The organism is Bacteroidota bacterium (assembly GCA_016699695.1).
In the GTDB taxonomy this organism is placed as follows: Bacteria; Bacteroidota; Bacteroidia; order Bacteroidales; family UBA10428; genus UBA10428.
Window position 1 is genome coordinate 190480 of record CP065006.1, and the last position, 14235, is coordinate 204714.

At 41.5% G+C, this 14235-nt stretch carries 13 protein-coding genes; 4 read left to right on the forward strand and 9 right to left on the reverse strand.

The genetic code is table 11. From position 1 onward, the window contains the following. Positions 1-106 precede the first annotated feature (106 nt). From IPM71_00820 to IPM71_00835, 4 genes are all read right to left on the reverse strand, one after another. Positions 107-2470, reverse strand: coding sequence for a TonB-dependent receptor plug domain-containing protein (locus tag IPM71_00820; protein ID QQS51297.1), 2364 nt, complete (start codon positions 2468-2470; stop codon positions 107-109). A gap of 13 nt (positions 2471-2483) precedes the next feature. Next, on the reverse strand, positions 2484-2990 hold the full coding sequence (locus tag IPM71_00825) for a YfiR family protein (GenBank protein QQS51298.1): 507 nt from the start codon (positions 2988-2990) through the stop codon (positions 2484-2486). A gap of 106 nt (positions 2991-3096) precedes the next feature. Then, complete coding sequence (locus IPM71_00830; GenBank protein QQS51299.1) at positions 3097-4599, reverse strand: DUF4301 family protein; 1503 nt, start codon at positions 4597-4599, stop codon at positions 3097-3099. Between the two features lie 21 nt (positions 4600-4620). After that, positions 4621-5031, reverse strand: coding sequence for a YjbQ family protein (locus IPM71_00835; protein QQS51300.1), 411 nt, complete (start codon positions 5029-5031; stop codon positions 4621-4623). 137 nt (positions 5032-5168) lie between these two features. On the opposite strand from IPM71_00835, the gene IPM71_00840 reads away from it, so the two are divergent. Together IPM71_00840 and IPM71_00845 are read left to right on the forward strand one after the other, a co-directional pair. Then, positions 5169-5789 (forward strand): carboxypeptidase-like regulatory domain-containing protein, encoded by a 621-nt coding sequence (locus tag IPM71_00840; GenBank protein ID QQS51301.1) that lies wholly within the window; start codon positions 5169-5171, stop codon positions 5787-5789. A gap of 90 nt (positions 5790-5879) precedes the next feature. Further along, complete coding sequence (locus tag IPM71_00845) at positions 5880-8312, forward strand: TonB-dependent receptor (GenBank protein ID QQS51302.1); 2433 nt, start codon at positions 5880-5882, stop codon at positions 8310-8312. A gap of 13 nt (positions 8313-8325) precedes the next feature. On the opposite strand, the gene IPM71_00850 is transcribed toward IPM71_00845, so the two are convergent. From IPM71_00850 to metA, 3 genes are all read right to left on the reverse strand, one after another. Next, positions 8326-8721: a DUF2721 domain-containing protein gene (locus IPM71_00850; GenBank protein ID QQS51303.1), complete on the reverse strand. Its 396-nt coding sequence runs from the start codon at positions 8719-8721 to the stop codon at positions 8326-8328. 24 nt (positions 8722-8745) lie between these two features. Beyond that, on the reverse strand, positions 8746-9186 hold the full coding sequence (locus IPM71_00855) for a response regulator (GenBank protein QQS51304.1): 441 nt from the start codon (positions 9184-9186) through the stop codon (positions 8746-8748). A 300-nt stretch (positions 9187-9486) separates the two neighbouring features. Then, positions 9487-10404, reverse strand: coding sequence for a homoserine O-succinyltransferase (gene metA / locus IPM71_00860; GenBank protein ID QQS51305.1), 918 nt, complete (start codon positions 10402-10404; stop codon positions 9487-9489). A 156-nt stretch (positions 10405-10560) separates the two neighbouring features. Here metA and IPM71_00865 point away from each other — a divergent pair, with 156 nt between their 5' ends. Continuing rightward, positions 10561-11337 carry a hypothetical protein gene (locus IPM71_00865; GenBank protein QQS51306.1) on the forward strand — a complete coding sequence of 259 codons (777 nt, stop codon included), beginning with the start codon at positions 10561-10563 and terminating at the stop codon, positions 11335-11337. Between the two features lie 230 nt (positions 11338-11567). On the opposite strand, the gene IPM71_00870 is transcribed toward IPM71_00865, so the two are convergent. Then, positions 11568-12476 (reverse strand): hypothetical protein, encoded by a 909-nt coding sequence (locus tag IPM71_00870; protein ID QQS51307.1) that lies wholly within the window; start codon positions 12474-12476, stop codon positions 11568-11570. An 11-nt stretch (positions 12477-12487) separates the two neighbouring features. Further along, positions 12488-12979 carry a T9SS type A sorting domain-containing protein gene (locus IPM71_00875; GenBank protein ID QQS51308.1) on the reverse strand — a complete coding sequence of 164 codons (492 nt, stop codon included), beginning with the start codon at positions 12977-12979 and terminating at the stop codon, positions 12488-12490. A gap of 204 nt (positions 12980-13183) precedes the next feature. Between IPM71_00875 and rlmN the strand changes: the two genes are divergently transcribed. After that, positions 13184-14206, forward strand: a complete 1023-nt coding sequence (rlmN, locus tag IPM71_00880; protein QQS51309.1) for a 23S rRNA (adenine(2503)-C(2))-methyltransferase RlmN — start codon at positions 13184-13186, stop codon at positions 14204-14206. Positions 14207-14235: the final 29 nt, after the last annotated feature.

Sequence of the window (14235 nt, forward strand, 5' to 3'; positions counted from 1 at the left end):
ATAGATGGACCTTAAATCAGAATTATCCTTTACTTAATTTTATGTTAATTATTAGTGAGTTAATTAACCTTAATTTAATATGAGTTGGGCTTGTGATTGCAGCCTGCTAGAATTGAAAATTAATACCCGCATAATAGGCAGGTTCTGGTTTTTCCATGTAAGCAAACTGGAGTGATTGGCTTAACATATTGCGAACATTGATAAACACTTCTGCCCGGTTTTTAATTTCGTATGATAAGCGCGTATTCACTATCAACGCAGCGTTTATGTCAACCGAACTGTATTTGCTTGCAAATGTCTGTTGCGTATAGGAATATGCATTGACATTGACAGTAAAATCATTTAAAAATCGAACATTCACCATCATACCTCCATAAAATGCAGGGGTAGCTGTATGCTGGCCACTCTCTCGCCGTTCCGGAAAACTTGTAGAATAGTTTTTTGTTGAATCTGAACTGGCATCTTCCAACATAAGTGTAATGGTCTCATCGAGAGAAAAGGGTATATAATCCGTCAGATAGCTGGTCTGGAGGGTTCCAAAAATCTTAAAATAAACGTTTTCGTTTACAACCCACTTAATATCAGCCGAAACTCCAAATTGTCTGGCTTTCATGTCGATGCTGGTATAATGCATGCGCACCCAGCTAGCAGACATGCCATCGGTAAGCAGGTTTACCGAATCGGGGTACAAGGCACCAAAATCGCTTGTTAGGTTATAATATGCCTCTAAATCGATTAAAACATTTTCCGAAGGTTTCAATCGATAACCCAATTCAAAGCTATTCATACGCAATAAATCAATGTCTTTCTGACCTTTGTATAAAATGTTGTTTGGTGCCGGCCTGGCCTCACGCTCCCATAGAAAATCTGAATAAGAATCGACCATAAAGGGACTTCTGTTTGCCCCCGATGCTACAACCCGAATCAAATGTGTTTCGTTGAAACGATAAGTAGTTATTAACTGAAACGAAGGATATGGTCGCTCATGGGTGTTGTATTTCTCTACTCGTAAGGCACCTATAAACCTTAGCTTTTCCAAAGCCAGGTAATCGAGCCGCAGACTGTAAGCCAGGGTAGTAAACTCCTTGGGTCCATTTAAAAAACCCTGACCATTGTAGCTTAAATACGGTAAATCGTTGTAGAGGGCCGACTGAAAGGTTATTCCCGGCCTGATATTCAGTTTGCCTATGTTGAAATCGTATTCTGCATTGGCGTTTACATGCTGCACATCTACTTTGAATCCTGTATCCTCTCGAACAATGTCTTGCCAACCAGCAAGATAGTTAATTTGAGCACCAAGGCCATATACTTTGGCATTCAGATCGGTATAAGCCGTATTCGATACCCGACCTGTTTGTGCCGATGGGGTATCGCCCATTGTAGAACTAAAAACCTCAGAATGCTGAAAGCCCCCTTTAAGGTCGAATGCCAGATTTGTGGAAGGTTTAAATGACAGATAGGCGTTGCTTCCCGCTCTTCTGCGCGAAAGCGAAGGATTTGGATACATCAGGTCAATATTGTCTTTTGGGTCGAGTACCCTATAATAATAATTGCTATCGCCTTCGGGACAGATGAGTTTATCGATATCGCCGGAATATTGACTTGTATCTACTGCCTGGGCAGCATAATCCGGTAAAACCTCTAATTCTTCTTTCGATATAAAAGCACCCTGACCATAATTTGCTTTGTGTACATAAAGTTTATCGGTTGTGCGGTCGAGGGTTTCAAAATTTCCTGTAAGCCCAATACTCCAATTTTTAGAAATCTTTTTGCCTGCCGAAAGGGCTGCCAGCAGGCTGTTCTGAGAACCTACCATAAGATTACCGCTCACTTTAAGTTTACGGGTCATGTATTTTTTTGTAATAATGTTCACTACTCCCGACACGGCATTGGGCCCATACAGTGCACTGGAAGCCCCTCTCACAATTTCTATCCGGTCTATGTCTTCAATTCCCACTGGTAGTGATTCGTAAAAAGTACCCCCATGAGCATAGTTATAAACAGGCCTGTTGTCTATCATTACAAGTGTATTGGAATTTTCGGAATAGATAAGCATGTGTTCCGAGGGCAGATTATCTGTTCCCCGAATGTGCATATCGTAATTACCATTGGTTTTTTCGCGCACAATCAAACCCGGAGCAAGCCGCAGGGCTTCTTCGACCGACCTGGCTCCCGATGCTTTAATTTCGTCGTACGAAATAACAGAACTCGATAAGGGCGAGATAAAACTGCTCTCCAACTTCTTCGAGGCAGAAACCAGTTCTTTATTGAGTAGCATATCAGTTAATTCTTCGAGCGATACCCCTACAATCTGGGCTAGTTTGAGCAAATCTTCAAAGGGCAGGGCAAGCAGCTCATTGTAACTCATTTGCAACACATCTTCTTTGGTCATGTTGTCAATGTCGGTGTGCTGCGCCTGCAGCTTGAGCGCCAACAACATGATTAGTAAAAATAGAATCGGATTTTTCATACAGATTTGGCAATTAATCAACTAAAACTCCCAGGGTTAGCAAGGCAGGATTCACTTTAACTTCTTGCTGTTCAAGGTGTTTTTTGCTTATTTCGAAATTTAGGTTTCCGTTAGTTTTAATGTAATTCAGGCCCGAACCTTTTTCTGCCATCCCCGGCGATTCGGTAATTACTACAACCCCTGCCCTGCTAATTTCTTTCAGAATTTCATTCAATTGGGCACTTCGGTTGTTCGGTATAAAAAGGATATGGCAATTGCGTGCTTCCTGAACAGTATAGATTTTTCGAAGCTCCATGGTCTGATCGCCTATTTTGCGCTTTTGGGCAATAATAGCCAGTTCGCCCATCACATTGGAATTGCCATAAATGCCAATGATAAAATTGCCGCTTTGCTTTTCTGCAGGCCACTCGAGGTATTTGGTAAAGTTGTACATGAAAAGGGCTTTGAATTTATCATCCTGGCCCTGTAAGGAAGCGCCAAAAAAATAAAGCAGAAAAAGAGCAAGCCAAAAACCCTTCATATTTTTATTGTAAGACCTCTTTTTTTTGCACCTCGAAACAATCCCTCAAAGGGCGTTTGCTTAATATTTATTTCTCTAAAACAGTACCGTTCCTTTTTTGCGAATTTTACTGATGGGCTTCGCGAAGCAAATCGTTGACTGTTTTTACCGGGTTAAACGTGCTGATGGGAACTTCCACAAAGAGCGTATTCCAACCTGCCATGGCACCATTCCACAAGCCGGGTAATTCCAATGCCTTGAGCTCTTTTCCATCCTTTGATTTTATGGAAATAAAGCATGTATCCTCGTCAATAAAATCTTTCAGGTCGAATTTGTTTCCCTCATAATCTCTTACAGCACAAACCAGGTCTACAGGATTAAAATGGGTGGACTTGGCAAACAATCCTGCTTGTTCGGAATTGTTTAAATCAACTTGCGAAGACTCTAATATTTGTGTTGAAACTACGCCATTCTTATCCTTCACTAAAAAGGGTCCGCCCCCAGGTTCTCCGGTGTTTTTAACCATTCCGCATACCCTTAGTGGCCGGTTTAATATTTGAAGCAACCAATCAGCATTGGTTTTGACCGATTCCGGAATCGAAATACAAAGTGTTTGTTCGATAAAATCCGAAGCCTTTTGAATGGTAACGGAATCAGGATTTTCTTTCAAGGCTTTAATAATCTTAAAAATGGTTTTTTGAGTATCAATTAAAATTCCTGCCAATGCCTTTTTATATAAAAGCGTGGCACCAATTTTTTTCTCGGGCACTACATTATCAATATTCTTGATAAATATAATGTCTGCATCAATTTCATTCAGGTTTTCAATAAGGGCGCCATGTCCACCGGGGCGGAAAAGCAGCTTCTTATCCTGGTCGTAAAAGGGACTATTGTCGGACTGCACAGCCAATGTATCGGTAGAGCTTTTCTGAACAGAAAATCCGATACGATATTTTACACTGTACATATTTTCGTATTTTACAACTACCCTTTCTTTCAATTCCTGAAACAGCTTCAGGTGCTCGGGCGATACAGTAAAATGCAGGTTAACCTCGTTGTTGGCAGAACGGGCATAGCGCGATCCTTCCACCAGATGCTCCTCAAAAGGTGTGCGGGCAATGTTGCCGGCGTAAAAATGAAATTTCAGCAACCCCTTAGGCAGGTTGCCATAAGATAGTCCCTGACTTTCGAGAAGTGCATTTAAAATGAGCAGGTGCTTTCCTCCTGCTATTAGCCTTTCGATAGGGCCTTCGTCCTTTAATGTATCTGAAAGATCGTGGTAAAAAGCAAATTTCCGGATATGCTGAAAAAAACTCTTTATTTCTTCATTTTTATCTGGGCTAAGAGCCGGGGTTTGTTTTAGAGCATCTCTATACTCAAACAGAGATTTAAACATACGGCTGGCCGCACCCGAGGCAGGCACAAATTTGGTTATTTTCAAACTTTCCGATTCGTACTTTGCAGCCCATTTCTGAGCATCTTCAAGCTGTATAATTCCTTTTTCAGGTGTGGCAGGAGCTACAATTACGGCGGGTTTTACTCCGTTTCGAAACATCTCAAGCTGCCATTCTGCTTTTTCAAGACTTATTCCTTTGTCTTGTAATACCTTAATGTCTTGCTGGTTAAACATGTTGAATTCAGTTATATTAATTTAATGAATAATCGTTAGTACAAGATTTCGTGGGCCACCGCTGTTCCTGAACTCGCAGAAATAGATACCCTGCCAGGTGCCAAGGTTCAACCGGCCTTTTGTAATAGGTATAGACAATGAAGCCCCAACCAGTGCTGATTTCAAGTGTGCAGGCATATCATCGCTACCCTCAAGCGTATGGGTAATATAGCCTTGATTCTCGGGTACAAGGCGGTCGAAAAAACTTCTAAAATCGGCTCGAACCGATGGATCGGCATTCTCGTTAAGGCAAATACCAGCCGAAGTGTGCTTTAAAAGGATATTCAACAAGCCCGTTTCGGGCTGGCTTTCCAGTTCCTGCTCGATAAGCGGTGTGATAAGATGAAACCCACGGCTGTATCCCTTCAGTACTAATTCTTGTTGCCTTACCATGCCAAAATCAAAGTCTGGTTTTAATACTTCAAATTAAGACTTTTTAACCTTGTATGGTAAATCTTCTGGTAATTTTTATTAAGATTTCGATACTTTTGAACCAATTACAAGCGTACGGGTTGAAAGGGTAAGAAATTATGCATACAAAACTTGTTATATCCCTTCTGTTGATTTTTTCTTGCAAGCTGATGGCTCAGGAGAAAAAACTCATTCAGTTTACCGGAAGGGTCTTTAACGAATTTGTTCAACCTCTTCCATTTACCGATATTGCCATCGTGAACAAGAAAAGAGGTGCCATTACCGATCGTGAAGGAAAATTCACCTTTGTGGTTGAACCCTTTGACACCATAAGGTTTACATCGATAGGTTACAAAAAGGCCTTTGTAATTATTCCCGACACTTTATCGAAGAAATTCTATACCCGTGATGTTTTGCTCGAAGCCGATACTTTTATGATTGCCGAGGTTGAAATTTACCCCTGGAAAGATTATAACGAGTTCAAAGAAGCTATTCTTAACCTTCAGCTACCGGAAGATGATATGGATAGAGCCCAAAGAAACATTGCCATGATAAAAGCACAGATTAAGCTTGAACAAGACCCTTCAGGTTCGGCCAATTACCGCCATGTAATGCAACAAAACATGAATGGTTCGCTGACACGAGGCACCTATCCTACTTACCAGATATTTAATATCATGGCCTGGAGCAAGTTTTTCGAGGCACTAAAAAATGGCGATTTCAAGCAAAACAAGGAATAGCAAAAATTTCGCGCGACAGAAACTTTGGCTTGTTTTATTACAATTTATTTGCATTCTTTGAGTTTGTTCCATAATTGCATAAGAGAATTCATGATCCATATCAGATATATCGGCTTTCTGCTTTTTTTTGCATGTTTTGGTGTTTCGTTTGTCCATGGCCAATCAGCGCGCATTTCAGGCAAGGTAACCAACTCAGCCGGTGAACCAATGCTTGGAGCTACGCTTATAATTTCTCAAACAAATTTTGGTACAATAAGCAAAGACGATGGAAGCTTTCTGATTGAAAACCTTCCGACAGGAAACTTTACACTCCAATGTACCTTCCTTGGCTATAAAAGCATAATTGATAGCATAATGTTAGAAGCCGGAAAAACATTGATAATTGATTTAATACTTCAGGAAGAAACCAGCGAACTTGAAAGCGTTACGGTTACAGGTATTCAGCAGCGCGAGAACACGCTCATGCGCATCAACATGAAATCGATTGACCAGATTCCAAATACCAGCGGAAACATCGAAACCGTCATTAAAACTATGTCGGGGGTTGTATCGGGCAACGAAATGAGTTCGCAATATTCTGTTCGTGGAGGTAGTTTCGATGAAAACCTGGTGTATGTCAACGATGTTGAGATTTACAGGCCTCTGCTGGTGCAGAGTGCCATGCAGGAAGGACTTAGCTTTGTTCACCCGAATATGGTTGGTTCCCTGCAATTTTCGGCTGGTGCCTTCGCGGCAGAATATGGCGATAAAATGGCTTCGGTGCTGGATGTGAATTACAAACGACCTACCGATTTCGAAGGAAATGTATATGCCAGTTTACTTGGAGGAGGCATTCAACTGGCTGGGGCAGATAAATCGAAGAAATTAACTGTAAATGCAGGCATTCGTTACAAAACTACAAACTACCTGTTAAACTCGCTTGACATCGAAGGCGAATACCAACCACGATTTACCGATTTTCAGACCCTGATTCAATACAATTTCAGCCCTAAATCAAGTATTTCGTTCCTTGGAAATTATGCTTCCAATCAGTTCGCACTGCAACCGATAAGCCGCAGCACAGACTTTGGCACACTTACGCAAACCCTCAATTTTACAGTTTTCTACGAGGGTCAGGAATACGATCGTTTCGATAGTTACCAGGGCGCTTTGAATTACACCTATACGCCTAATTCGCGACTTGTTCTCAAGTTAATTTCTTCCGTATTCAGTACGGCCGAGCAGGTAAATTATGATATAATTTCGGAGTATTGGCTGAACCAGATCTCTTCCGGTGCTTCGAATCGTGATACGGTTATCAATATCGGCACAGGAGCTAGCCTGGAACATGCCCGCAATAAGTTGAAAGGAAATGTGTCCACCCTTGAGCACAAGGGTCTCTATACTTTCAACAATGCTTCTCTTAAATGGGGATTGAGCATGCAGCAAGAGTCTTTCGATAACCGTTTAAGCGAATGGAGGCTGATCGACTCGGCAGGCTATTCCCTACCCTATTCCGAATCTGAGTTACTACTGGATTATTCTTATAAGGCCCAGCATTCTATATTTTCTTATCGGTATAAAGCTTTTGTACAGCATACTTATGAGTTTTATGCTTCTCTGGCGCGCATTGAGCTGAACTATGGAGTGAGGGCAAACTATTCGACCCTTAACAAGGAGTTTTTGCTTTCGCCCCGGGCATCCATTGGCCTTACACCCGATTGGGAGCGAAAGGTGCATTTTTACTTTGCCACAGGCATTTATTCACAACCTCCACTTTTTAAAGAGCTTACCAATTACAAAGGAGAGCTTTTTCTCGATGCCAAAGCCCAAAAATCGGCACATTTTGTACTTGGAACCGATTATCACTACCAGGCCTGGGGAAGACCTTTTATTTTTACAAGTGAGGTTTTTTATAAAAACTTCTACCAGCTAACACCATATAAGATAGAAAACGTGCAGGTAAAGTATTTGCCGGAATATCGGGCCAGAGGCTATGCTGCCGGCCTCGATTTAAGGGTGAATGGCGAATTTGTACCCGGAGTCGAATCCTGGTTTAGTTTATCATTGCTCCAAACCCGCGAAGATACTTACCAGGACTCTTACCAATTATCGGATGGTACGATCAACTACCCTGGTTATTACCGACGGCCATCGGATCAGTTTTTTACATTCTCGGTATTTTTTCAGGATTATCTGCCCTCGAACCCAAACTATAAATTGCATTTGCTTGTAAATTATGGTTCAGGACTTCCCTATTCAGGGCCCACACCCGACAGACCTTCGGAATATTACATGTTAAGCTCCTACCGGAGAGTGGATGTTGGATTTTCGCGCAACATAAAACGTCAGAAACAAACCCAAGTGGGATTGCATGACATCTGGATTGGTATAGAAATATTGAATCTGTTGGATGCCTCTAATATGGCTTCTTATGATTGGGTAAAGACAGTAGAAAACAACGAAGGAAGACAGGACAGCTTTGCAGTGCCCAACTACCTGACCGGCAGACGGCTTAACATAAAGATTTCGTCGAAATTGTAAGAAGGAGAAAAGTCTACTCCAAATCCTGCAGCTGGATGTTGAGTGCCTTTACTGATATTTGTATCTCGCGCACCGACAAAGCCAGGGAAAGAATCAGTAGCACAAGGGCAATGCCAAATATTACTTCTGCAAATGCCTGCCACTGCACATAAATCATAAACATGCACACCACGCAAAGTAGAAGGCTTGTAATGCCATAAAACTGCATGTTGCGAATCAGGTTTAACCTTTTTTTCAGATTTTTTATTTGTCCGAAGATGATTGAGTTAGGGTTTGCCTGGTACTGGGCATAAAGACTTCTTACCAGGCTGGCAAGTGCCAGAAACCTGTTGGTATAAGCCAGAAGTAATAGAGAAATAGCAGAAAAAAGAAGGGCGGGTGTAGCAAGTGTAAGCTGGACTTCTGCCATATAGTGGATAAAAAGGTTAATGCTCTATGCTAAATATTTCGCTAATGTATCGTACAAAAGTTTATAACGAACCGGTTTAGCCAGAAAATCATCAACACCTACCGAAAAGCAATTTTGTTTATCTTCTTCCATGGCAAAAGCGGTTTGTGCCACGACAATCACATCCTTGCGAAACGATTTTACTGCTCTGGTGGCTTCGATTCCATTCATCTTTGGCATTTTAATATCCATGAGAATTAAATCGATATTCGGATAGATTCGGGCCATTTCCAATGCTTCCTCGCCATTATGAGCCCGTAGAATGTTTACCTTGGTCTTTTGCAATGCAGATTGCAGGTAAAGGAAATTCACATCTTCATCTTCCGCAATTAATATTGTTTTGGCGCTCCAGTCGATTGTCTCTTCCAATTTTGTACTCCTCTCGATAGTTTTCGACGATATACCTTCAAAAATCTTTTCTGTCATTTAAAAACGTTTTACCCTTTAAAATACCTTCCACTCACTCATAAACAATGTTCCAATATACGCCGGTATTGTTAAAAGGTTTTACTATTTTTTTTTCTAAGCTTTTTTCTTCTTCGAATATATATAAAATAATTGAGTGACAGAGCTCCCTTGAAGTATGAAAAAACACCACAGCAGGAAGGTTTTGGAAAGGAAAAGAAATAGACTAAAAAATGAATACTATTTCCATTTTTCTTAAATAAGCCTTTTTATGAACGAATACTTATGCCTGATGAGTGCCCTCCATTTTAAAGTAGACTCTTATCCGATTTCGTTGATATTGTATGGAGTAGCCTGATAAACATAATAGTTTAACCAATTTGAAAACAGCAAGTTGGCATGACTGCGCCAACGCACCCTGGGCGGTTGCGTAGGATCGTCGTTTGGAAAGTAGTTTTTGGGTACCTGTATGTCCAGTCCACGGGCCAAATCGCGCTGATATTCTTCCAGCAAAGTACTCGGATCGTATTCTGAGTGTCCGGTAACAAAAATCTGACGGCCTGTTTTCTCCATTACAATGTAAACTCCGGCTTCGTTCGACTCCGATATTATCTCCAGATCGCCAATGCCAATAATATCGTTGCGCCTTATTTCTGTATGCCGGGAATGGGGAGCCTGAAAAACCTCGTCGAACCCTCTGATGAGCGGTATATGGCGGTTGTACAAAGTATGGTCGAACACACCAAACATTTTTTCTTTAAGAGGGTATTTAGGAACCTTATAAAAATGGTACAATCCGGCCTGCGCGCCCCAACAAATAAAAAGCGATGAGGTTACATTACTTAACGACCAGTCCATTACCCGCTTAATTTCATCCCAGTAATCGACTTGTTCAAAATCGAGCTGCTCCACAGGTGCCCCGGTTACAATTAAACCATCGTATTTTTGATCTTTAATTTCGTCGAAAGATTTGTAAAAGGCCTTCAGGTGTTCCAGGGGTGTATTTTTCGAAATATGCTCGCGGGTGTGCAATAAAACAATTTCGACCTGTAAAGGAGTATTCGAAAGCAGGCGCAATATATGGGTCTCAGTTTTAATTTTTAAAGGCATCAGGTTAAGCAACACCAATCTGAGCGGTCGGATATCCTGATGAATGGCCTGAGTTTCTTTCATCACAAAAATATTCTCCTGCTCTAGAATTTCAACAGAGGGAAGTTTATCGGGGATGTTTAATGGCATGTTAAAAATTTTATGGTGTAAAAATAATACAATTAAGCTAATCGTCATGATAAAAATCATGCTTGTAAAATACGGTGTATATATCTGATAATATGATTTTTACATTTTTGGCATACTCTTTGCAAATTTGATAATCGAAACCAATAATTTCAGACCATGAAAAAATCGATACTCGTATTGGTAATGCTGATCACAGCTGCAACAGCATACAATCAGTCTTCAAGGAGGACTACCAGTGCAAATACAGAAACAGCCAATCGTAACCAGAACACTCCAACTACTGTTACACGCAATAGCAACACTTCTCGTGAAGTCAATACAAGTGCTCCTAATACAAGTTCTTCAAGAGAGGTTAATACTTCCAGAGAAGTCAACACTTCTAGAGATGTAAATACCGGAACCTACCAGAGAGAACACCACAACGGAAGTTACGAAAGCGTGAATCATTCTGCCTACAGACGCCCGGCTCACAGTGTAAGTCATCACAATCATACTACTACCGTATACCGCGATGTGTACTATACTTATCGTGCACCGAGTCATGTTGACGTAATTTGGACAGCCGATTTACACAGGCATTATGTTGAAATGTATCCATCGCACCGTTACTGGCAGTATTCTTATGGCTACCGCATTGCATCGGTACCAGCTTACAATGCTGAATACTACATTGGCGATGTACGTAAAGTTTACGGTCGCGTAACCGATGTATACTACGCACCCGAAACCGATGAGTTCTTTCTCTACATTGGACCATACTTTCCCTATCAGCACCTGACTGTAATTGTTCCCGGACACATTGCCCGTAACTATAGCCACAAACCTGCCAGGTACTTTATGAACCAGGATATTGCAATCACCGGATTAATTACTGCTTACGAAGGTAAACCCGAAATATTGGTTAAGCGCAATTCTCAGATGAATGTTTACTAACCTATCTCGTTAGAAGAAGGCGGCCGCCCCACACCGGGCGGTCTTTTTTTTTGCAACAGGGCAAACCGATTCTTATCTGATACAGGAATGCCGTGGGCATATATTATTCATATTAATGCCATGTTTGCTACAACCGCATAAAATTAAAAAGAATGACGGAGAAGCTTATGCAAAAGCCTCTCCGTCATATCATAAAAATTTTTTGATGATGTGTTGCTGGTCAAAGCTGATTAATAAACACCTCCATAAGCCGTCGGAAAATACATGGCAGCCATCTGGGCATTAAAAAAATCATCACCTGTGTCGCCTCCGTAAAACATACGTGCGTTTAAATAAAAGGTATAGGATCCGGCGGCCGGTACATAAAATACCCTTGAAAGATGCACCGGATAACCATAATTAGATTCGGTTGGAAGGCTCGATGGTAGGCGGACATAACCAAATCCTGGTTGTCCATAATTAACATCGTTCTTATCTGCCATCAACTGAAAATGAGCTTCATCATTCGTGCCATTGGAATGGTTGATTTTTAAAGATAATGAGCTTGTAACATATACATAACCTTCGGCAGGAACCTCTATGTAGACCGTATCAATTGCAGAAATCGTGGTTGGCATATCTTTAAATGAATTCAAAGGGGTTTTAACGGAAGCTGCTATACCCGGTTCATCAAGAATTTCTGCCGCAGTAACGGCATTATTAGATATCTTTCCGGCTGTGATAGCATTGTTTGCAACTGTCGCAGCTTCTTTTGCATTGAGGGCATAAGGCACCGACAGAAGCTGCGTAGTGGAATAATGCGAATAAGCCGTGCCTCCTGCTGGGTCCATTTCTACCTTTAAAAAATAAAGGTCGGCACCCCACTCAATATCGACAAAATTGTCGGTTGTGGTTCCGCTGCCAATTTTCAGGTTCACAATGCCCTGTGTATTGGTGGTTGCATTATGCGTTTCGGTATAAACAACCGTTCCGGTTTCGTTTGTTTGTAAAACACTTATTCTGAAACTAACTGACTGGCTTTTTATCAGTTCGCCGCCAGTGTTTCTCACCACAGCCTGGTAATTGAGCATCTCGGGGGTTTGAGCAAAAACTAATGAAACGAAAAGAAATAGTATTAGTGATAAAAATAAGTTTTTCATGGTTATAGGATTTAGGGTTTAGCAATTTTGAAGGATTTTAATAATTTACCTGAATTATCCGAAATATTCAACAGGTATAAGCCGGCTGGCAGCACCTGCATATCAATCTGATTTTGATTCAGGTACAACAATTGTTGTTTAATAACACTACCGCTCATATTTAAAAGAACAGCGGTCATTCCAGGCATTCCGTCTTCTCCTACAGAAATAGTAAGAAAATCGGAGGATGGAATGGGAAAGACCATTAATTCGAATGCCAGGCCGGGTGCATCGACAAGAGTGGTTACTTCATACCCAGGTTGCTGAAAACCCTGTGTAAGCTGGGCTCCTGTAACTACCGCAGAAGAATAGACAATACTCTCTCCGAGTGTCCACTGAAGGTTCACATCCGCTGCTACCCCTTCTCCCCCTGAACTGGCAATTACCTGCTGCTGGGCTGATACTAAAACGGTCAGCATACCACCCAGCAAACCAATACTGAGAAAACATAACTTTTTTGCCATAAGTTTAATTTTAGTTTGGTTTGATTAAAATAAAAAAGCATAAATAAACAAGTTACAAAAAAATCACTTCTGTATGATTTAATTCGTTGAATCCGCTAATTCGAACTGTTGCCGGTTTGTTACCGCTTTATGGCCTGCCTTTAACAGGTTAAACTGCAAGCCAATTATTTATTATATCTTTGCCAATCATTTTTGCACATCGCTATGAAAAACATTGTGGGTTTAACCCTACCCGACCTAAAATCTATTGTCAAATCTTTCGAAATGCCCGAATACCTTGCTAAAGAGGTAGGCAAATGGATTTACCAACGCGGTGCCAAAAGCTTCGACGAAATGACTAACCTTCCAGCAAAGGGACGCGATTTGCTCAAAGAGCACTATTCCATACAGCTAGCTGCTCCTGACGAAGTGAAAGAATCGACCGATGGCACAAAAAAGTACCTTTTTCATGCCCTTAATGGAAAATACATCGAAACAGCCTATATTCCGGAAGAAAACCGCCATACACTTTGTGTGTCCTCTCAAGTGGGCTGTAAAATGGGCTGCCGGTTTTGCATGACTGCCCGCCAGGGTTTGCAGGGACAATTAACTGCAAGCGATATTTTAAACCAACTGCTAAGCCTACCCGAGCGCGAAAAAGTAACCAATATGGTTTTTATGGGAATGGGCGAACCTTTTGATAATACCGATGAGGTTCTGAAAGCGCTTGAATTGCTGACTGCCGATTACGGTTTTGGATTTAGTCCGCGTAGAATAAACGTATCCACCATCGGACTCATACCCGGCATGAAACGGTTTATTACCGAATCGAAGTGCCATCTGGCAGTAAGTATGCACAGCCCTTTCGACCCGGAGCGTAAAAAATTAATGCCCGTTCAAAGGTTATACCCGATTGATGAGGTAGTAGAGGTCATTCGTCAGGCCAATTTTGAACGCCAAAGACGCATCTCTTTCGAATATATTCTCTTCAAGGGCATAAACGACACTCAGGCCCATGTAAATCAGATGGCCAAACTTTTAAACGGCCTGCGATGCAGGGTTAATGTGATGCAATATCATTCCATTCCTGGTTCGGGACTGGAAGGTGCCAGCCATCAATCGCTCACCAATTTCCGCGACCAATTGAACAACAAGGGTATCATTGCCACTATTCGCACCTCGCGGGGTGAAGATATTATGGCTGCCTGCGGAATGCTTTCCACCGGAAAGATTATTCAGGATCAATAGATACTCAACATATTGATTCTACCTAATAG